At 75.1% G+C, this 18678-nt stretch carries 19 protein-coding genes; 14 read left to right on the top strand and 5 right to left on the bottom strand.

The annotated features are described in order from the left end of the window. Positions 1-87: 87 nt before the first annotated feature. Both ACIQ87_RS39355 and ACIQ87_RS39350 read right to left on the bottom strand, forming a co-directional pair. A complete protein-coding gene (locus tag ACIQ87_RS39355) occupies positions 88-381 on the bottom strand; it encodes a phosphopantetheine-binding protein (protein WP_402416965.1) in 294 nt (97 codons plus the stop codon). A gap of 159 nt (positions 382-540) precedes the next feature. Continuing rightward, positions 541-1473: a 3-oxoacyl-[acyl-carrier-protein] synthase III C-terminal domain-containing protein gene (locus ACIQ87_RS39350; protein WP_402416964.1), complete on the bottom strand. Its 933-nt coding sequence runs from the start codon at positions 1471-1473 to the stop codon at positions 541-543. A 143-nt stretch (positions 1474-1616) separates the two neighbouring features. Between ACIQ87_RS39350 and ACIQ87_RS39345 the strand changes: the two genes are divergently transcribed. The 4 genes from ACIQ87_RS39345 (at position 1617) to ACIQ87_RS39330 (ending at position 5018) form a co-directional block, all read left to right on the top strand. After that, entirely contained in the window at positions 1617-1916 is a 300-nt protein-coding gene (locus ACIQ87_RS39345) for a hypothetical protein (protein WP_402416962.1), read from the top strand. Next, positions 1913-3082: a glycosyltransferase gene (locus ACIQ87_RS39340; RefSeq protein ID WP_402416960.1), complete on the top strand. Its 1170-nt coding sequence runs from the start codon at positions 1913-1915 to the stop codon at positions 3080-3082. Before ACIQ87_RS39345 ends, ACIQ87_RS39340 begins: the two co-directional genes overlap by 4 nt. A gap of 149 nt (positions 3083-3231) precedes the next feature. Further along, positions 3232-4206 carry an ATP-binding cassette domain-containing protein gene (locus tag ACIQ87_RS39335; RefSeq protein WP_402416958.1) on the top strand — a complete coding sequence of 325 codons (975 nt, stop codon included), beginning with the start codon at positions 3232-3234 and terminating at the stop codon, positions 4204-4206. A gap of 47 nt (positions 4207-4253) precedes the next feature. Then, positions 4254-5018 carry an ABC transporter permease gene (locus ACIQ87_RS39330; RefSeq protein WP_402416956.1) on the top strand — a complete coding sequence of 255 codons (765 nt, stop codon included), beginning with the start codon at positions 4254-4256 and terminating at the stop codon, positions 5016-5018. Between the two features lie 59 nt (positions 5019-5077). Here the strand turns inward: ACIQ87_RS39330 and ACIQ87_RS39325 are convergent, their stop codons facing one another. From ACIQ87_RS39325 to ACIQ87_RS39315, 3 genes are read right to left on the bottom strand one after another with little or no spacing between them, the layout of a single operon-like run. Beyond that, positions 5078-5311 (bottom strand): hypothetical protein, encoded by a 234-nt coding sequence (locus ACIQ87_RS39325; RefSeq protein ID WP_402416954.1) that lies wholly within the window; start codon positions 5309-5311, stop codon positions 5078-5080. Then, positions 5308-6387: an alpha/beta hydrolase gene (locus ACIQ87_RS39320; protein ID WP_402416953.1), complete on the bottom strand. Its 1080-nt coding sequence runs from the start codon at positions 6385-6387 to the stop codon at positions 5308-5310. Before ACIQ87_RS39320 ends, ACIQ87_RS39325 begins: the two co-directional genes overlap by 4 nt. Continuing rightward, entirely contained in the window at positions 6294-7070 is a 777-nt protein-coding gene (locus ACIQ87_RS39315) for a class I SAM-dependent methyltransferase (RefSeq protein ID WP_402416952.1), read from the bottom strand. The genes ACIQ87_RS39320 and ACIQ87_RS39315 overlap by 94 nt, the downstream gene beginning before the upstream one ends. A 269-nt stretch (positions 7071-7339) precedes the next feature. Here ACIQ87_RS39315 and ACIQ87_RS39310 point away from each other — a divergent pair, with 269 nt between their 5' ends. From ACIQ87_RS39310 to ACIQ87_RS39265, 10 genes are all read left to right on the top strand, one after another. Beyond that, positions 7340-8761, top strand: coding sequence for a class I adenylate-forming enzyme family protein (locus ACIQ87_RS39310; RefSeq protein WP_402416951.1), 1422 nt, complete (start codon positions 7340-7342; stop codon positions 8759-8761). 84 nt (positions 8762-8845) lie between these two features. After that, positions 8846-9130 carry a phosphopantetheine-binding protein gene (locus ACIQ87_RS39305; protein ID WP_402416949.1) on the top strand — a complete coding sequence of 95 codons (285 nt, stop codon included), beginning with the start codon at positions 8846-8848 and terminating at the stop codon, positions 9128-9130. Further along, the gene (locus ACIQ87_RS39300) at positions 9127-9393 is read left to right on the top strand and encodes an acyl carrier protein (RefSeq protein WP_402416947.1); all 267 of its coding nucleotides are present in this window, start codon (positions 9127-9129) and stop codon (positions 9391-9393) included. Before ACIQ87_RS39305 ends, ACIQ87_RS39300 begins: the two co-directional genes overlap by 4 nt. Then, positions 9390-10547 (top strand): beta-ketoacyl synthase N-terminal-like domain-containing protein, encoded by a 1158-nt coding sequence (locus ACIQ87_RS39295; protein WP_402416945.1) that lies wholly within the window; start codon positions 9390-9392, stop codon positions 10545-10547. Before ACIQ87_RS39300 ends, ACIQ87_RS39295 begins: the two co-directional genes overlap by 4 nt. A gap of 10 nt (positions 10548-10557) precedes the next feature. Next, complete coding sequence (locus ACIQ87_RS39290) at positions 10558-11130, top strand: beta-ketoacyl synthase N-terminal-like domain-containing protein (RefSeq protein WP_402416944.1); 573 nt, start codon at positions 10558-10560, stop codon at positions 11128-11130. Positions 11131-11455: 325 nt separating this feature from the next. Next, positions 11456-13087, top strand: coding sequence for a class I adenylate-forming enzyme family protein (locus ACIQ87_RS39285; RefSeq protein WP_402416942.1), 1632 nt, complete (start codon positions 11456-11458; stop codon positions 13085-13087). Beyond that, on the top strand, positions 13084-14346 hold the full coding sequence (locus tag ACIQ87_RS39280) for a beta-ketoacyl-[acyl-carrier-protein] synthase family protein (protein WP_402416940.1): 1263 nt from the start codon (positions 13084-13086) through the stop codon (positions 14344-14346). Before ACIQ87_RS39285 ends, ACIQ87_RS39280 begins: the two co-directional genes overlap by 4 nt. A 145-nt stretch (positions 14347-14491) precedes the next feature. Continuing rightward, entirely contained in the window at positions 14492-16462 is a 1971-nt protein-coding gene (gene hppD, locus ACIQ87_RS39275; RefSeq protein ID WP_402416939.1) for a 4-hydroxyphenylpyruvate dioxygenase, read from the top strand. 101 nt (positions 16463-16563) lie between these two features. Next, positions 16564-17562, top strand: a complete 999-nt coding sequence (locus tag ACIQ87_RS39270) for a thiamine pyrophosphate-dependent dehydrogenase E1 component subunit alpha (RefSeq protein WP_402416966.1) — start codon at positions 16564-16566, stop codon at positions 17560-17562. Beyond that, a complete protein-coding gene (locus tag ACIQ87_RS39265; RefSeq protein WP_402416937.1) occupies positions 17559-18527 on the top strand; it encodes an alpha-ketoacid dehydrogenase subunit beta in 969 nt (322 codons plus the stop codon). Before ACIQ87_RS39270 ends, ACIQ87_RS39265 begins: the two co-directional genes overlap by 4 nt. Positions 18528-18678: the final 151 nt, after the last annotated feature.

Raw genomic sequence — 18678 nt, 5'->3', positions numbered from 1 at the left:
GCCGACATATCCACTAAAGGACAGCCTGTCGGCGTCGGTCAGTCCGTGAGTCAGACCCACCGAAGGAAGCCACACACATCCTCACTGTCAGTCCTCGGGGATGACGTGCCCGGCGACGTAGTCGGCCAGCCTGGCGACCGATCGCAGGTCGTCCTCGGTGATCTGCTCGACGTCCACCTGGATGTCGAGCGACTCCTCCAGCTCCAGGATGAGCTCGATGGTGCCGGCCGAGGTGAGGCCGAGGTCGTCGAAGAGGCAGGCGTCCTGCGGGATCTCGGGCAGTTCGCGCTTGAGGACGCGCGGCAGGAGTTCGCCGATGCCGTGCAGGACGCGCTCGCGCAGTTCGGGGTCGGTGGCGGTCTGGGCCGCGGCTTCTGACATGGGTGTCCCGTCCCGTCGTTCGTGGGATGTGTGCCCCGGGGCTTGCGGGTGCGCCGGGGTTCTGGGGTGGTCTGGAGGGGGTGGTCCGGGGGTGCGGCGTCAGCGTGCGGACGGCGGTTCCCGGTGGGATCGGCGGTTCCCGGTGGAATCGGCGGTCCGTCAGTACCGCATCGCCATCGCGGAGAAGGTGGCTCCGACACCGGCGGCGGCGATCAGGTAGTGGTCGCCGCGGCGGAGCAGCCCCCGCGTGGTGGCGGTGTGGAGATTGATGAGGCTGTCCGAGGCGAAACTGTGCCCCACCGACCGCACGTTGTCCAGCACGACTTTCTCGACCGGGTAGCCGATCCGGCGCGCGATCATCCGCCAGGACGCCTGGTTGACGTTGTGCGGGAGGATCGCTGCCAGGTCGGAGAGGTCCAGACCGGCCTCCGCCAGAGCGGCCTCGATCGCCTCCACCATGACGTTCGGGTACTCGCGCTGGTAGCGGGCGAGCAGGTCAGGGTCCTCGGCCAGCCGGCCGTCGAACTCCGGGCGCTGGCGCACCACGAAGGACAGCACCCGGTGACGCTCGCCACCGGCGCTGACCAGGCAGGCGGCCGCGCCCTCGGCGAAGATGCCCGTCTCGGGCACCACCTGGGCGTCCCTGGTGAAGGTCTTCTCACCGGTCAGCACCAGCGCGAGCGCCGCCGGGTCGGGGTCGCCCGCGAGCAGCCGGCCGGCCAGGTCGATGGCCAGCAGGCCCACCGCGCAGGCGTGGTGGGTCACGGTGAAGGCGTTGGCATGCGCCAGTCCACGGGCGTCGAGCAGGTCGTGCAGCGGGTTGAGCGGGTGGGGCACCGCCACCGGCATGCTGCGGGCGTGGATCACGAAGCGGATGTCGTGTTCCCGTCCACGCAGCTCCGGAAGGTCGTCCAGGGCGGCTTCGAGCAGGTCGGGCAGCGTCCCGGCCGGGTCCAGTCGCAGCTGGTCCAGGCCGTGGAAGCGGCGGAAGAGACGGAGTTGACGTGGGGTCAGGCCGATGCGCTCGCCCACCGCCTCGATGGGAACGGCGTGTGGGGGGAGGTGAACGGCCACTGCCTCCAGTGCGGTCACGCGGGCTAGTATTCCGACGCCCGCCTGGTCGCACAAGTGATCTCGGGCCCTCCTCCGTCGCCGCCGTCCCCCCGGAAGCCGCCAACTGCGCTCCGATGCGGCCGCGTTCACCCCCGTGCCGTCGAGCAGGTGGGAGATCTCTCATGCCGGATCCTGAACCACCCGCCCCCGCAAGCCCGTTGAACCAGGAGCTGGTGTCCCTGCTGGCCGAGGTGGCCGGCGCGCCGCCCGGCTGGGCTCGACAGCTCACGCCGGACGCCCGGCTGGACGGCGACCTGCTGCTGGACGAGGACGAACTCGCCGAACTCTCCGACCGGCTGCGCGGGCGCTTCGGCCCGGCGGCCGACCTGGCCGCGCTGCGCGCCGGACTGGACCTGGCCGCTCTGGAGGCCCTGACCGTCGCCGACGTGCAGCGACTGATCCCCGAGGAGTGCACCCGATGACCCGGTTCCTGCTGGTGGTGCCGCCGTTGACCGGCCACGTCAACCCGGCCGCGGGCGTCGCCGCCGAGCTGACCGCGCGCGGCCACGAGGTCGCCTGGACCGGCACCGAGTCGGTGCTGCGCCCGCTGCTCGGCCCGCGGGCCCTGATCCTCGGCACCGGCACCCGGGCGTTCCGGACCCAGGGCGGCCACGGGCTCGCTGCGCTGCGCTCGCTCTGGGAGGGCTTCATCGTCCCGTACGCGCGGTTCACCGCGAGGCCGCTGGACGCGATCGTGCGGGAGTGGCGGCCGGACGTCCTGCTGGTCGACCAGCACACCCCGGCCGGCGCGCTGGTCGCGCACCGGCACGGCCTGCCGTGGGCGTCGTTCGCGCCCGGGGCGATGGAACTGGGCCGCCCCTACCGGGCGTTGCCACAGGTCGAGGCGTGGATGACCGGGCTGTTGCGCGGGCTGTGGGAACGCGCCGCACTGCCCGCCGAGGAGTACCGGGACCCGCGCTTCTCCCCCGCCCTGGTGCTGGCGACCACCGGGCCGGCGCTGACCGGCTCGGCCCCGCCGCCGGAGCAGGCGCTGGTCGGGCCGGTGCTCTCGGCACGGCCGCGCGATCCGGACTTCCCATGGGAGCGGCTGCGGTCCGGCCGGCGACGGGTGCTGGTCACCATGGGCACGCTGGCCGGCGGGCTGGGCGCGGACTTCCTGGCCCGGTCCGTCCGGGCGCTGGAGCTGTGCGGTGGCGACGTCCAGCCGGTGTTCGCCGCACCGCGCGAGCTGCTGCCCGAACTCCCCTCCCGCGCCGTGGCGGTGGACCGGGCGCCGGTCCTGGAGCTGATGGCGCGCGGCGCGTTGGACGCGGTGCTCTGCCACGGCGGCATGAACACCGTCGGCGAGGCGCTGGCGCACGGCCTGCCGCTGGTCACCGCGCCGATCCGGCACGACCAGCCGGTCGTCGCCGCCCAGGTGGCGGCGGCGGGCGCCGGGCTGCGGGTGCCGTTCGCGCGCGTCACGCCGGAGCGGCTGGCCGACGCGCTGCGGGCCGTACTCGATTCGACGGCCCACCGGGAGCGGGCGGTTCAGGTCGGTGGGGAACTGCTGGCCGGGGGCGGTGCGGCGGCCGCGGCGGACCGGCTGGAGGCGCTCGGCCGAGCGGGGGCCCGCCGATGGCCTTAGCAGACCGGGAGTTCGCACGTCCATTGGTCTAGGCCATTGTTTCCGGGGCGGGGTTGACCCTAGGGTGTCGCAGCGGCACCGCCCTCCGCAGGTGCCGAGCCCCGCCTTCCCGGGCGCCGTGGCAGCCCATCCCCGCACGGGAGTTCCGGTTGATCGAGACCACGGGACTGCGCAAGTCCTATCGCAAGAAGACCCCCCGCCGCAGCGGCGAGAACCCCACCGTCGACGCCGTCCGCGGCATCGACCTGTCGGTCGCCGCCGGCGAGATCTACGGCTTCCTCGGCCCCAACGGCGCCGGGAAGACCACCACCCTGCGCATGCTGGCCACCCTGATCCGCCCGGACGGCGGACGGGCCACCGTCGCCGGGGCCGACCTGTTCACCGACCCCGCCGGGGTCCGCCGCCGGATCGGCTACGTCGCCCAGGGCGGCGGCACCACCGACAACGTCAGCGCCCGCGAGGAGCTGGTGCTGCAGGCCCGGATGTACGGCGCGGCCAAGGCGCAGGCCGTCCAGGCCGCCGCGGACGCGCTCAAGGCCTTCGACCTCACCGGGTTCGGCGACCGCCCGTGCGCCACCTACTCCGGCGGCCAGCGGCGCCGGGTGGACATCGCGCTCGGGGTGATCCACCAGCCGCGGGTGCTGTTCCTGGACGAACCCACGGTCGGACTGGACCCGGCCGGCCGGGCGTACGTCTGGGAGGAGATCCGCCGGCTGCGCACCGAGGGCATGACGGTGGTCGTCACCACCCACTACCTGGACGAGGCCGACGCGCTCTGCGACCGGGTCGCGATCGTCGACCACGGCCAGGTGGTGACCGAGGGCGCCCCCGAGGCCCTCAAGCGCGAGATCTCCGGCGACGTCGTGCTGGTCGGGCTGGACGCCGGGGCGGCCGCCCTCGAGCGCGCGGCCGAGGTGCTGCGCCCCCAGCCGTACCTGCACCGGCTGGAGCAGAACGGCGACGAGGGCCTGCGGCTGTACCTGGAGGACGGCGCCGCCGCCATCCCGCAGCTGCTGCGCGCCCTGGACGCGGCCGGCCTGAGGCCCGGCACCGTCCAGCTCCAACGGCCCAGCCTGGACGACGTGTTCCTGGCCCGCACCGGCCGCTCGCTGCGGCAGTCCTGAACCCCCGTCCCCGCACGAACCGGCCCGCACAACCCCCTGGGGAGACCGTGAAGCTCGCCCGCGACACCTGGCTGGTCTTCCAGCGCCAGCTGCTGCTCATGATCCGCACCCCGGTCTGGATCGCCGTCGGCATCATCCAGCCCGTGTTCTACCTCCTGCTGTTCGCCCCGCTGCTGAAGAAGGTGCTCGCCCCCCAGGGCGCGAACAGCTACGCCGACGCCTACCAGGTGTACGTACCGGGACTGTTGGCGGTGCTGTGCATCTTCGGCGGGCTGTTCACCGGCTTCAGCCTGCTCGGCGAGCTCAAGGCCGGCATCATCGAGCGCTCCCGGGTGACCCCGGTGAGCCGCCTCGCGCTGCTGCTCGGGCGGGCGATGCGGGAGATGGTGGCGCTGCTGGTGCAGGCCGTCCTGATCACCCTGATCGCGCTGCCGTTCGGGCTGCGGGTGAGCCCGCTGAACCTGCTGCTCGCCTACCTGCTGCTGGGCCTGCTGGCGCTGATGACCTCGGCGATCTCCTTCGGCATCGCCCTGATGGTGCCGACCGACGCGGCGATGTCACCGGTGGTCAACACCATCGCGCAGCCGATCGCGCTGCTGTCGGGGGTGCTGCTGCCGCTCACCCTGGCGCCGCAGTGGCTGCAGCAGGCGGCCAGGTGGAACCCCTTCTACTGGGCCGTGGAGGGCATGCGCGCGCTGTTCTCCGGCCACGCCGGGGACAGCGTGGTGTGGCAGGGGCTGCTGGTGGTCCTGCTGATGACCGTCCTGGCGGTGTACTGGTCGGCCCGGCTGTTCTCCACCCGGGTGCGCTGACGGACGACCGAGGGGCCCGGCTCGTCGCGAGCCGGGCCCCTCGGTGGCGTTCGGTGCCGTCAGGACACGGTGTCCGGGCGGCGGGTGGTGGCCTCGCCGGGGAACGCCGTCGCATCCGGCAGCCGATCGGCCGGTGCGGCGCGCAGGTCGTTCGAGGCGCACAGGGAGTCGGGGGCCTGCGGGTCGTCCGGGGCGCACAGGGAGTCGGGGGCCTGCGGGTCGTTCGAGGCGCGCGGGGTGTTCGGGGCCTGCGGGTCGTCCGCGGCGCGCGGGGAGTCCGGGGCGAGGTTCACCGCAGCGCCGCCCGGAGCCGGTCGGCCGCGAAGTCCTGGGCCTCGGCGGCGGCGTCCAGGGTGCCGGTCATGGCGAAGAAGCCGTGCGGCATGCCCCGGTAGCGGCGCAGCTCCACCGGGACCCCGGCGGCGCGCAGTGCCTCGGCGTACTGCTCGCCCTCGTCCCGCAGCGGGTCGTACTCGGCGGTCAGGACGGTCGCGGGCGGCAGGCCGGCCAGGGTGGCGGCGCGCAGCGGGGAGGCGTACGGGCCGGCGCCGTCGCCCTCGTCGGCCAGGTAGTGGCCCCAGTACCAGGCCACCGAGCGGCGGTTGAACAGCGCCGGGTCGTCGTTCTCGCGCAGCGACGGGGTGTCGGCGCCGTGGTCGGTGTTGGGGTAGACCAGCAGCTGGTGGCGCAGGGCGGGGCCGCCGTCGGCGCGCAGCAGGAGGGTGAGCGCGGCGGTGAGGTTGCCGCCGGCGCTGTCGCCGCCGACCGCGAGCCGGTCCGGGTCGATGCCGAACTCCTCGGCGCGTTCGACGAGTTGCAGCAGTGCGGCACGGCAGTCGTGCAGCGCCGCCGGGAACGGGTGCTCCGGGGCGAGCCGGTAGCCGACGGAGGCGGTGACGCAGCCGACGGCGTTGGTGAGCCGGCGGCAGATCGCGTCGCTGGTGTCGGGCGAGCCGAGCGTCCAGCCGCCGCCGAACAGGTAGAGCAGGGCGGACAGTCGGCGGCCGGGCGCCTCGGGTCGGTAGAGCCGTAGGGCGAGTTCGCCGCCGGGGCCGGGGATGCGGTGCTCCTCGACGGCGGCGACCGGCTCGGGCGTGCCGGCCGCCGCGCGGATGTCCGCGAGGTCGGCGGCCCGGGCCTCGGCGAGGGTCAGGGTGTAGATCGGTGGGGCACCGCTGCTCGCGCGCCGGGCGCGCAGGGCCTCGGCCTGGGGGTGCAGGGGCATGGGCGGGTCCGTTCGGTGCGCAGGGCTCGGCGGCGGGTTCGGCGGCGGGCTCAGCGGTCCGCCTCGACATAGACGGTCTCGTCGGTGCGGAAGGCCGTGTCGAGGTCGGCGACGTCCGGACGGGTGCCCTGCCGGTAGGCGCACCGGCGGATCCTGTCGGGGTCGAAGCCGGCCCGGGTGAGGACGTGCCGCAGTTCGTCCACATCGTAGATCCACTGGTGTCCGAAGTGGCGGAAGATCTGGTTGACCAGGAAGGCGGGGCGCGCGGGCATCGGCGGCCCGAAGCCGAGGGTGGTCAGCCGGCGCCGGTGCCTGGCGAGGAAGCCGTCACCGGTGGCGTAGCCGACCAGGTAGCGGGCGAGGTCGGGGGTGGTCAGGCGCAGGACGCCGCCGGGGCGCAGCACCCGGCGGGCCTCGCGCAGCCAGCCGACGGCGACGGGCATGGTGACGTGCTCGATCAGGTGCTCGGCGTACACCCAGTCGACGCTGGCGTCGGCGAAGGGCAGCGGTTCGGCGATGTCGAGCCGGGTGAACCAGCGGTCTCCGTCGACCCGGTAGAGGGTGCCGGGTTCGGTGGCGGTGTCGGCGCTGCGCAGGGTGCTGAGGTCGGTGCCGAGGCCCTCCGGGTGGGCGGTCCTGAAGGCGGCGAACTCGATTCCGGTGATGCCGAGTTCGCGGAGTTCCGCGCGGGTGTGCGGCAGGGCGCCGGGGCGTGCTTCGAGCGTGTCGCAGGTGGCGACCCGCGCACTGAAGGCCTCCAGACGGAGTGCCAGCCCGTCCGGGTCGTCCCAGTCCCAGCCGGGGAATCCTCGGTTCTGCTCGGTCATCTCTCGGGCCTCCTGATGGGAGAACGCGGTGCGGGTGCGGCGCGGTTCAACGGCCGCGCGGGGCCGGCGGGCCTGGCGGCCGACCGGCACGACACCGGCACGGCGCGTGGCGTCCGGACATCTCCCGGCTGGGCAGCGTAGGAGCAACGACCACATTGGTATAGACCTTGATTTGACCAAACGTCTGTGCCAAGGTCTGGCCACGGAATTGGCCGTTCGGGCTTGTCAGCGGCGGTCATGTCAAATCCCCTCACTTGTGTGGAGCCGCGTTGACCGGCTTTTCCCCCTCCGTACTTCCGGCTGCCCTCCTGCCGCACTCCGACGCCCCGGGCTCCTGGGTCGACCGGCTGCTGCTGGCCGGCCCCGGCGGCGAGGAGTGCCTGCACCTCGGCAGGCCGCTCGACCGGGACGCCCTGCGCACCCTGGTCGAGGAGCAGTGCGACCGCCTGGCGGCCGCCGGGCTCGGCCCCGGCGGGACGGCGGCCCTGCGGCTGCCGCCCTCGGTGGCGTTCGTCGCGGTACTGCTGGCATGCTGGCGCCTCGGCGCCCAAGTCGCCCTTCTCGACCACCGGTTGACCGACCACGAGATCGACGCGGCGGTGGCGCGGCTGGCCCCACAGGTGCTGGTAGGCTCCGCCCATCGGCCCGCGGCGGCCCTGCGCGGTTTCTCCGAAGTCGAGCCGGTGGCCGTCCCGTTGACGGACGGGCGCCCGGCCCGCACCGGGCACGCGCTGATCCAGCTCAGCTCCGGATCCACCGGTCCGGCCAAGGTCATCGCCCGCACCGCGGCCGATCTGCTGCGCGAACTCGACTGCTACCGCAGGCTCGTGGAGTTCCCCGGCGAGGGCGAGCGGGTCGTCCTGCTCTCCTCGGTGGTGCATGTGCTCGGCCTGGTCGGCGGGCTGCTCAACAGCCTGCACGCCCGGGTCGCGCTCACCGTGCCGGAGCGGATGACGGCGGCGGGCATCCTCGCCGAGGTCGCCGCGAGCGACCGGCCGACCACCGTGATCGGGGTGCCCTTCCACGCCGAACTGCTGGCGGGGGCGGTCGCTCCCCCGCCGCTGCCCCGGCTGCGGCGGATGGTCGTGGCGGGCGAACTCGTCCGCCCGGGACTGCCCGCGCTGTTCACCGAGCGCTACGGCGTCCCGCTCGGCACCATGTACGGCATGACCGAGACCGGGGTGATCGCCACCGACCTCTCCGGTACGCTCCACCCCGCCAAGCGGCCCGTGCACGGCATGGAACTCCGCCTGGTGAAGGGCGAGTTGCAGATCGCTGCGGCCTCCTCCCCGTACCCCGGGCTGGACGACCCGACCCGCTGGTCGGACGGCTGGCTGCACACCCGGGACGCGGCCGAGCCGGCCGCCGACGGCCTCGTCACCGTCCTGGGCCGACTGGACTCCCAGGTCTCGATCGGCGGCCTGAAGGTCGACCTCACCGAGGTCGAGCAGACGCTCACCGCGCTGCCGGAGGTCCGCGAGGCCGTGGTCGTCTTCGACGGCGGCGCGATCGAGGCCTACCTGGCCACCGAGTCCGAGGCCGACCTCGCCTCCGTCCAGGACGGGCTGGCCCGCCGCCTGGCCGCCTACAAGCGGCCGCGCCGGCTGGCCCGACTGGACCGGCTCCCCCGCACCGCCACCGGAAAGCTGCTGCGCGACCCGGCCGCCCTGCGCGCGACCGCCGCCGGCTGACCGCGCCCACCACGGCACGGCCCACACCCCGGGCCGTCCGCACCACCACCCCGACACGCACCACCCGACAAGGAGCCCACCACCATGCAGGACCGCATCCGCGCCTTCGTCCTGGCGGCACTCGCCGAGATGCAGTACGACGTCTCCGAGGTCACCGGGGACACCGACCTCGGCCCGGCCGGGCTGGACCTCGAATCGCTCGCGCTGGCCGACCTCTCGGTGCAGGTCGAGGACGAGTTCGGGATCAAGTTCGACCTCGACGAGATGGAGACCACCGCGCTGATGACGCTGGACGAGTTCACCGCCGACGTCGCCCGCCGGATCGACGCCCTCGCCACCACCTCCGCCACCTCCGGCAGCGCCGCGTGACCGGCTCCCCGCTCCCCGACGCCCTGCCGGACCGGGCCGAGGTCCTGGCCATGCTGGCGGCGTTCGGGCAGCGCGCCGTCGGCACCGTGCCCGAGGAGCTCGGCTCACTTGAACTCACCTGGCTCGTCGCCGAGTTCGAGCAACGCTACGAGCTCCTGCTGGACCTGGACGACGAGCGCTTCGGCGCGGTGCGCACCGTCGACGACGCCACCGAGCTGCTGCGCGAGGCCGTCCTCGCCGACCGCGCGGGCGCCCGGCCGTGATCCCCGCCGGCACGGGCACCGGACCGCCGGGCCGGGCGGCCGGGCACCCGGTGGTCACCGGCGTCGGGGTGCTCAGCGCCGCCGGGCGCGGGCTCGCCGCACTGACCGAGGCCGCCACCCACGGCAAGGCCCTGTTCGGCCCCGTCACCCGCTTCGACGTGAGCGCCCGCCGCACCACCCGGGCCGCCCTGTTCCCGGACACCGTGCCGCTGGCCCGCACCCTCCCGCTGGCCGGGGCCGTGCTCGACGCGATCGACCAGGCCTGCCGACAGGCCGGACTGACCGCCGCCGAGGGCGCCGGGCTGCCCGTGCTGCTCGCCCTGCACAGTGACGAGCGCACCCGCGCGACCGCCGACGCGGTGGCCGCCGGGGTCCGTTCCGACTGGGGCGCGCCGGGTGTCACCCGGGTGTACAACGGCGCCTGCGTGGCCGCCTCGACCGCCGTCGCCGACGCGGGCGCCCTGGTGGCCGCCGGACGGCACGAGCGGGTCCTGGTCGCGGCCGGGCACCTGGTCGAACCGGGCGTCTTCGCGGTCTTCGACGCCGGACGGGCACTGGCCAGGGACGGCGAGGTGCGCCCGTTCAGCGCCGGCCGCACCGGCACCCTGCTCGCCGACGCGGCCGCCGCCGTCCTGGTCGAGGCCGCCCCGGCCGCCGAACGGCGCGGTGCGCCCGCGCTCGCCCGGCTGGCCGGCTGGGGCCGGGCCGGGGACGCCCACCACGTCTGCCGCCCGGGGCCGGACGGCGGCGGGCCCGCCAGGGCGATCGAGGCCGCGCTCGCCCGCGCCGGCGTCGACCCGGTCGAGGTCGGCTACGTCAACGCCAACGGCACCGGCTCCACCCTCGCCGACCGGGCCGAGGCCAACGCCCTGCGGCGGGTGTTCGGCCCGCACACCGACCGGCTGCCGGTCAGCTCCGGCAAGTCCGTGCACGGGCACGCCCTGGAGGCCTCCGCCCTGCTCGAACTCGCCGTCACCATCGGCGCGTTGGGAAGCGGACTGCTCCCGGTCAACGCCGGCTGGCTCGGCCCTGACCCGGACCTCGCGCTGCACCTCGTCCTGGACGGCCCGCACGCCGCCCGCCCGTCGTACGCCCTCAGCCTCAACTCCGCCTTCGGCGGCGCCAACACCGCGCTGCTGCTGTCCCCGGGATGACAGCCCTGCCATGACCACCCCTGCCGCCCACACCCACGGACTGCGGATCCTCGCCGAGGCTCGCCGCCCCGCGCCCGGCCGTGACGGTCCACCACCACCGCTGCCCGGCTTCGCCGCCTCCGGCTTCAACCCGCTCGTCGCCGACACCGCCGAGCGCTGCCTGCGCGCCCACCACGGCGAGCCGCCCGCCCCCGGGCGGACCGCCCTGCTGCTCGCCAGCGCGAGCGGCGACCTCGACACCGCGCGGGCCATCGACCGCAGTGCCGAGGCCGGACAGCGGACCGGCCCGCTGCTGTTCTTCCAGTCCAACCCCAACGCCGTCCTCGGGCACATCGCCGCACGCTGGGGCCTGACCGGCCCCGTCGTGGCGATCTGCCCGGCCGAGGCCGAACCGGGCCACGTCCCGGCCGAGGCGTTCGAGCTCGCCGCGCTGCTGCTCGCGGACGGCGACGCCGACCTCGTCCTGGCCGTGGCCGTCGAGCGGACACCCGACGGGGACCGGGCCGCGGCCGCCCTGCTCGCCGGTCCGGCCACGGAGCCCGCACGGACCGAACGCGCCGGCCACGGAACCGGCTCGGACTGAACCCGGCAGAGCACGGAACCAGCTCGGACTGAACCCGCCGGCCACCACCGGCCGTAGGAACCATCGAGGCCCGGCGCCTGACGCAGCCGCACCCGGCACACCAGCGCCCCTCCCGGGCATCGCCTCGCTCCCGACACCCGTCGCCCGTCCGCCCATCTGCCCGTCCGCTCATCTGCCCATCTGCCCATCTGCCCGTCGCCCGACCGGCCGACCACACCTCCCGCCGGTGCGGCCGACCGACCCAGCCGCCGCGCCCGCGCGGCCCGCCCCGTCACCCGACCAGCCGCCCGGGCCGTCCACCGGCCCCGAGGAGGGATCCACCCCCGTGACCATCCGCAGCCTCCGCACCCAGCTCGCGGACGACCCCGACGTGGGCGCCGGCAACGTCCTGACCGCCCGGATCGCCCTCGGGCTCGACCTGGACGTGCCACTGCTCAGCTTCGACACCCCGGTGGACGACCACCCCGCCTGGCAGCCGTTCACCCCGCGCGAGCTGGACCGCGCCGTCCGGGCCCGCGCCGCCGCCCTGCACGGCCTGGGCATCACCCGCCGCGACCCGGTCGTGGTGTACGCGAGCACCGCCGCCGACCACGTGCTCTCCTTCCTCGCCCTGGCCCGGCTCGGCGCCATCCCCGCGCTGCTCAACCCCAACCTGGACGGTGAGCGCGCCGCCCGCTACATCGCCCGCCTCGGCGCGGCCGGCGTCCTCGCCGACGCCGCCCACCTGGCCGCACTGGCCGGCCACGAGCCCGGCGCGCCGCTGCTGCCGGAGATCACCACCCTCGGCACCGGCGACCCGGACGCCGCCCCCGAGCCGTACCGGCACTGGTCCGGCGACCCGGTGGCGATCACCCACTCCTCCGGCACCACCGGCATGCCCAAGGCCGTCGTCCACTCCCACGCGAGCCTGTACGCGGCGATCCGCCACCGGCTGCGGCTACCCCGCCCGCAGGGCCAGGACCGGATGCTCAGCGCGCTGCCCGCCCCGCACGCGGCCACCCTGATCGCGGTCAACCTCGCGCTCAGCTCGCACACCGAACTCGCCCTGCTCTCCCGGCAGTCCGGCGACGGCGTGCTGGAAGCCGTCGAGCGGTGGCGGCCCACCGGGGTGGTCGGCTTCGCGGCCACCTGGGCCGACCTCGCCCGGCACGACCTCGCCGCCCGCGACCTGACCTCCGTCGCGCTCTGGTGGAACACCGGCGACTGCGCCCACGAGGTGCACATCCGCCGCCTGATCGCCACCGGCAGCCGGGAGACCGTCACCCGGGCCGGCCGCACCCGGGTCCCCGGCTCGCAGTTCGTGGACGGCCTCGGCTCCACCGAGATGGGCCACTCGCACTTCTTCATCACCCACGGCCCCGGCACCGAGCGCTACGGCCGCTGCGTGGGCCGGCCGCACGCCTTCGTCGACTGCGAGGTGGTCGGCCCGGACGGCGAGCCGCTCGGCCCCGGCGAGGTCGGCGAACTCGCCACCGCCTCACCCACCTTGGCGCTCGGCTACTGGAACGACTCGGCCACCACCTTCCGCACCCGGCTGCGCGGCCGCTTCCTCACCGGGGACCTGATGTACCGGGACGAGGAGGGCTACTACTACCACGTGGACCGGGCCGTCGACTCGGTCGAACTCGGCGGCGGCAAGCGGCTGTTCACCGCGATGTCGGAGGAGCGAGTGCTGGCCGCCTGCCCGGACGTGCTGGACTGCACGGTCGTCGCCGTACGGGACGGCGAGCGCGTGGTCACCGACGTGCTGCTGCTCCTCGCCGCGGACGCCGACGAGGCCGCAGCCCACACCGAGGCGGCCCGCACCGAGGCGGTCCTCGCCGCGCTGGACGAGGCCACCGCCGCGACCGTCCGCAGGGTGCTGGTCGTCTCCCCCGACGACATCCCGCTCGGCCCGACCGGCAAGGTCCGCAAGGTCCTGCTGCGGCGGCTCCACCTCGCGGCGGTGGGAGCATGAGCCGGCGCGGCGGCCACGGCGCCGTCGTCACCGGCATCGGGCTGGTCTCCCCGCTCGGCCGCGAGCCCGCCGAGGTGTTCGAGGCGCTCACCGCCGGCCGCTCCGGCCTGCGCGCCGTCCCCGAGGGCCACGCCGCGCACGGCTGGCTGCCCGCCGCCGGGATCGCCCCCGCCGTGGACGGCCGGGAGGTGCTGCCGCCCACCGAGACCCGCTGCGTGGACCGCTTCGTGCTGCTCGCCCTGGCCGCCGCCGACGACGCGCTCGCCGACGCCGGACTGGCCGTCGGCAGGGACGCCGACCCGCACCGCACCGCCGTGGTGCTGGCCACCGGCGGCGGCGGGCTGGAGACCTTCGAGCAGCAGTCGCACCGCCGGCTGGAGCGCGGCCGCCCCGGCGTCAGCCCGTACCTGCTGCCCGGGATGCTCTCCAACATGGCCGCCGCCCGGATCGCCATCAAGCACGGTATCCGGGGCTACAGCTCCGCCGTGGTGACGGCCTGCGCGGCCGGCGCCCAGGCGATCGCCGAAGGGCTGCGGCTGATCCGGGCCGGCGACGCCGACGTGGTGGTGTGCGGCGGCACCGAGTCCTCGCTGCATCCGACCATCGCCGCCGCCTTCACCAACGCCCGCGCGCTGGCGCAGGGTTGGGACGATCCCGGGCAGGCGAGCCGCCCCTTCGACGCCCGCCGCAACGGCTTCGTGCTGGGCGAGGGAAGCGCCGTCCTGGTCCTGGAACGGGCCGAGCACGCCGAGGCCCGCGGCGCCTCCGGGTACGCGGACGTTCTCGGCTGGGGCGCCTCCACCGACGCCCACCACCCGACCATGCCCCGCCCGGACGGCGCCGGAGCCGCCGACGCGATGCGCGCCGCGCTCGCCAACGCCGACCTGGCCCCGGGCGACATCGACTACGTGAACGCCCACGGCACCGGCACCAGGCTCGGTGACGCGGCCGAGACCGCGGCGCTGCGCGCGGTGTTCGGCGCGCAACCGCCCGCGGTCAGCTCCACCAAGGGCGCCACCGGCCACCTCCTCGGCGCCGCGGGCGCGTTGGAGGCGGCGGTGACCGCCCTGGCGGTGGCGCGGGGGACGCTCCCGCCGACGCTCAACCTGACCGACCCCGACCCGGCCTGCGACCTGGACCACGTCCGGGGCGCCGCCCGGCCCGGCCCGGTGCGCGCCGCGCTGAGCAACGCCTTCGCCTTCGGCGGCCACAACCTCAGCCTGATCCTCGGCCCGGCCTCCACCCGGGCCGCCCGCTAGCGGCCACCCACCGCGCGCCGCCACGCATCGCGCACATCGCCGTGCACCACCACGCATCGCGCACATCGCCGTGCACCGCCGCACACCGCCGTGCGGCGGCAGCGCGCCGATCCCCGATCCACCATCCCTCCGGGGGGAGATCCCGTTGTCCATCCAGACCATCGCCCACGTCGAGTTCCACTGCGCGGACGCCGACAAGACCGCGGCCGGACTCGGCGCCGACCACGGCTTCACCGCCGACGCCCCGGTCACCGCGCCGGACGGCGCCCGCACCGTCCCGGTGCGCCAGGGCACCATCCGGCTGCACCTGACCTCCGCCGCCGACCCGGAGCACCCGGTGGCCGAGTACGTCGCCCGGCACGGGGACGGCGTCGCCGTGCTCGCGCTCGGCTGCGCCGACCCGGCGGCCGCGCTGGAGCGGGCCGAACGGCACGGCGCCCGAGTGCTGGACCGGGCCGGCGCCCTGATCGAGGGCTTCGGCGACACCGCGCTGCGCCTGGTGCGTCTGCCGGACGCCGAGCCCACCCCGGAACCCCGTCTGCTGGACGACCTCGACCACGTCGCGATCTGCCTGCCGGCCGGGGCCCTCGCGGACGCCGTGCGGTTCTGCGAGGCGGCACTGGGCTTCCGTACGGTCTTCGAGGAGTACATCGAGGTCGGCGAGCAGGCGATGGACTCCGCGGTGGTGCAGAGCGCCTCCGGCGGCGTCACCTTCACCCTGATCGAGCCCGACTCCACCCGGCGTCCCGGCCAGATCGACGAGTTCCTCGCCGCCCACGGCGGGGCAGGCGTCCAGCACCTGGCCTTCGGCACCCGTGACATCGCCCGCGCCGTCCGGACCGCCCGGGAGCGCGGCGTGGAGTTCCTGACCACCCCGGGCGCCTACTTCGACGCCCTGGCCGAGCGCCTCGGTGGCGCGGCCGTCCCGGTGGCGACGCTGCGCGAGCTGCACGTGCTGGTCGACCAGGACCACGGCGGCCGGCTGTTCCAGATCTTCGCCCGTTCGACACACCCCCGGCGCACCTTCTTCCTCGAACTGATCGAACGGCGGGGAGCGGGTACCTTCGGCACCGCGAACATCAAGGCCCTCTACGAGGCCGTCGAACGGCACAGCCCCACCGGCGACGACCGGTCCGGCGCCGTCGACCGGCCCACGGCCACCGACCGGCCCGCCCCCGCACATCTGAAGGAGGCCCGTCCGATGAGCGCACCCCGCGAGTTCCGGCTCACCGAGGCCGAGCGCGCCCTGCTGCCCACCCCCGAAGAGGTGGCGCACTACCGCGAGCACGGCTGGTACCTCTCCCGCAGGCTGTTCAGCGACGAGGAACTGGACAGCCTCCAGGCCGCCACCGAGCAGTACTACGCCGGCCACCGCGACCACGAGCTGCCCGTCCGGCCGCCCCGGCTGGCCTCCTGGCGGCCCGAGGACGGGCCGGTCCAGCGGCACAACGACTACGTGCACCACGAGAGCGACGCGATCGGCGCGATCCTGCGCAAGCCGCTGGTCGGCGCGGTGGCCGCGCTGCTGGCCGGCACCGAGGAGATCCGGATCTTCCAGTCGACGCTCATCTACAAGCCCCCGGTGCCCGAGGAGCCCAGCAACCGGGTGCCATGGCACTTCGACAAGCACTACTGGCAGACCTGCACCTCGGACGAGATGCTCACCGCCTTCATCCCGTTCCACGACTGCCGCGAGGAGAACGGCACCATCACCATGGTCGACGGCAGCCACCGCTGGCGGGAGCTGCCCTCCGGCGAGGACTCCACCCGGCACTTCGCCGACCGTGACGGCACCGAGCTGGAGGAGATCCTGGCCGCCAACGCCGCCCACAACGGGCAGCGGGTGCACAAGGTCCCGATGCGGATCCCGCGCGGCCACATGTCCTTCCACCACTGCCGCACCTACCACGGCAGCGGCCCCAACCTCGCCTCCCACCCGCGCCGGGCGATCTCGCTGCACCTCCAGGACGGCGCCAACGAGTACCGCCGGCACGACCGGCCGGACGGCGAGCCGGTGGTGTACAACCACGACGTGCTGGTCCGCCGTACGGACGACGGCCGGCCGGACTACGCCGACCCGCGGTTCTGCCCGGCCATCTGGCGGGGACGGCCGTGACCGCTCCCGCGCACCCGGCCGAGGGCGGCGCGACACCGCCCGGAGCCCCCGCCGCCCAGGGGCGCCCCGCCCCGCTGGGCACCCCCGCCGAGCGCTACCGGATGCTGCGGCTGATCCGCGGCTTCGAGGAGCTGGCGCTCGACCTGGTGAAGTCCGGCGCGATCCCCGGCGGCATCCACCCGTACATCGGGCAGGAGGCCGTGGCGGTCGGCGTCTGCTCGGCGCTCGGCCCGGGTGACCGGCTCGCCAGCACCCACCGCGGCCACGGCCACGTGCTCGCCCGGGGCACCGCGCCGCACCGGCTGCTCGCCGAGCTCCTGGGCCGGGTCGGCGGGTCGAACGGCGGCCGGGGCGGCTCCATGCACGCCGCCGACCTCTCCCTGGGCATCCTCGGCGCCAACGGCATGGTCGGCGCCGGAGCCCCGATCGCGGTCGGTGCCGCCTGGGCCGCCGCTTCCCTCGAACGGGTGTCCGCCGAACGGGCGACGGCCGACGGCCCCGCCGCCGAACGGGCGGCCCGCCGGGCCCCGGTCGCGGTGGCCTTCTTCGGCGACGGCGCGCTCAACCAGGGCGTCCTGCTGGAGTCGCTCAACCTCGCCGCGATGTGGCGCCTTCCGGTGCTGTTCGTCTGCGAGGACAACGGCTACGCCACCACCCTGCCCGCCGCCACCGCCGTCGCGGGCAGCGCCACCGGCCGGGCGGCCGCCTTCGGCATCCCCGCCGAGGAGGTCGACGGCATGGACACCGAGGCCGTCCGCGCCGCCGCGCTGCGCGCCGTCGGGCGGGCCCGCGCCGGCGGCGGCCCCGGTTTCCTGACCTGCCGCACCTACCGCTACGAGGGTCATCACACCATGGAGCGCCGGATGAAGCTGCGCTACCGCTCCCCCGAGGAGGTCGGGGCCTGGCGCGAGCGCGACCCGCTCCCCCGGGCCGCCGCCCTGCTCGACCCGGCGACGGTCGCCGAGCTGGACCGGTCGGTGGCCGAACAGCTGGCCGCCGCCGAGGAGTTCGCGCTCGCCTCGGAGCATCCGGACCCCGCCGGGGCGCTGGACCACCTGTACGCCGACGGGCTCCGGCCCCGGGCGGGGGTGGCGCCGTGACCAGGCTCTCGTACACCAAGGCGCTCAACCGGGCGCTGGCCGACGAGCTCGCCGCCGACCCGGCGGTCTGCGTCTTCGGCGAGGACATCGGCGCCGGTCTGGCCGGGCCGACCCTCGGCCTGCTGGACCGCTTCGGCCGGGGGCGGATCGTCGACACCCCGCTGTCCGAGCAGGCCTTCACCTCGATGGCGGTCGGCGCCGCGCTGGCCGGCCGGCGTCCGGTGCTGGAGTTCCAGATCCCCTCCCTGCTGTTCCTGGTCTTCGAGCAACTCGTCAACCAGGCCCACAAGTTCTCGCTGATGACCGGTGGCCAGGCCGCCGTCCCGCTGACCTGCCTGGTGCCGGGCTCCGGCTCCCGGGACGGCTGGGCCGGGCAGCACTCCGACCACCCGTACAGCCTGTTCGCGCACGCCGGGGTGAAGACCGTGGTGCCGGCCACCCCGACCGACGCCTACGGGCTGCTGCGCTCGGCGATCCGCGACCCGGACCCGGTGGTGGTGTTCGCGCCCGCCGCCGCGATGCCGGTGCGCGAGACCGTGACCTGGGACCTCGTCCCCGTCCCGCTCGGCCGGGCCCGGATCCACCGGCCGGGCAGCGACGTCACCGTGGTCGCCCTCGGGCACCTGGTGCACGACGCCCTCGCGGTGGCCGAGGAGCTGGCGCCGGACCTCTCGGTGGAGGTCCTCGACCCGCGCACGGTGTACCCGTTCGACTGGCCGGCCCTCGCCGAGTCACTGGAGCGCACCGGGCGGCTGGTCGTCCTGGACGACTCCAACCGCAGTTGCGGCTTCGGCGCCGAGGTGCTGGCCACCGCCGCCGAGGAGATGCGCCTGGTCGCTCCGCCCCGCCGGATCACCCGCCCGGACGGCGCCGTGCTGCCCTTCGCCCCCGCCCTCGACCGTGCCGTCCAGCCCGGCCGTGAGCAGCTGCGGCACGCACTGGACCTCGTGATGAAGCACCGCTGACCGTACGGGGCCCTGTGCCCGGAGCACCTCGGGGCTCCCGGAGCACCTCGGGGTTCCTAGATGTACTGACCACGGAGGTTGGTGACAGGGGTCACGGCGCTGTGATCTTGAAATGAGTGAGGGCCTTCTGGCCAGGTGTGGATTGCGACAT

Origin of the sequence: Kitasatospora sp. NPDC096204, from assembly GCF_044763205.1 — a bacterium.
Lineage (GTDB): Bacteria > Actinomycetota > Actinomycetes > Streptomycetales > Streptomycetaceae > Kitasatospora.
The sequence above is the reverse complement of the archived record's forward strand: the minus strand, read 5'-3'. Positions and strand labels throughout refer to the sequence as shown.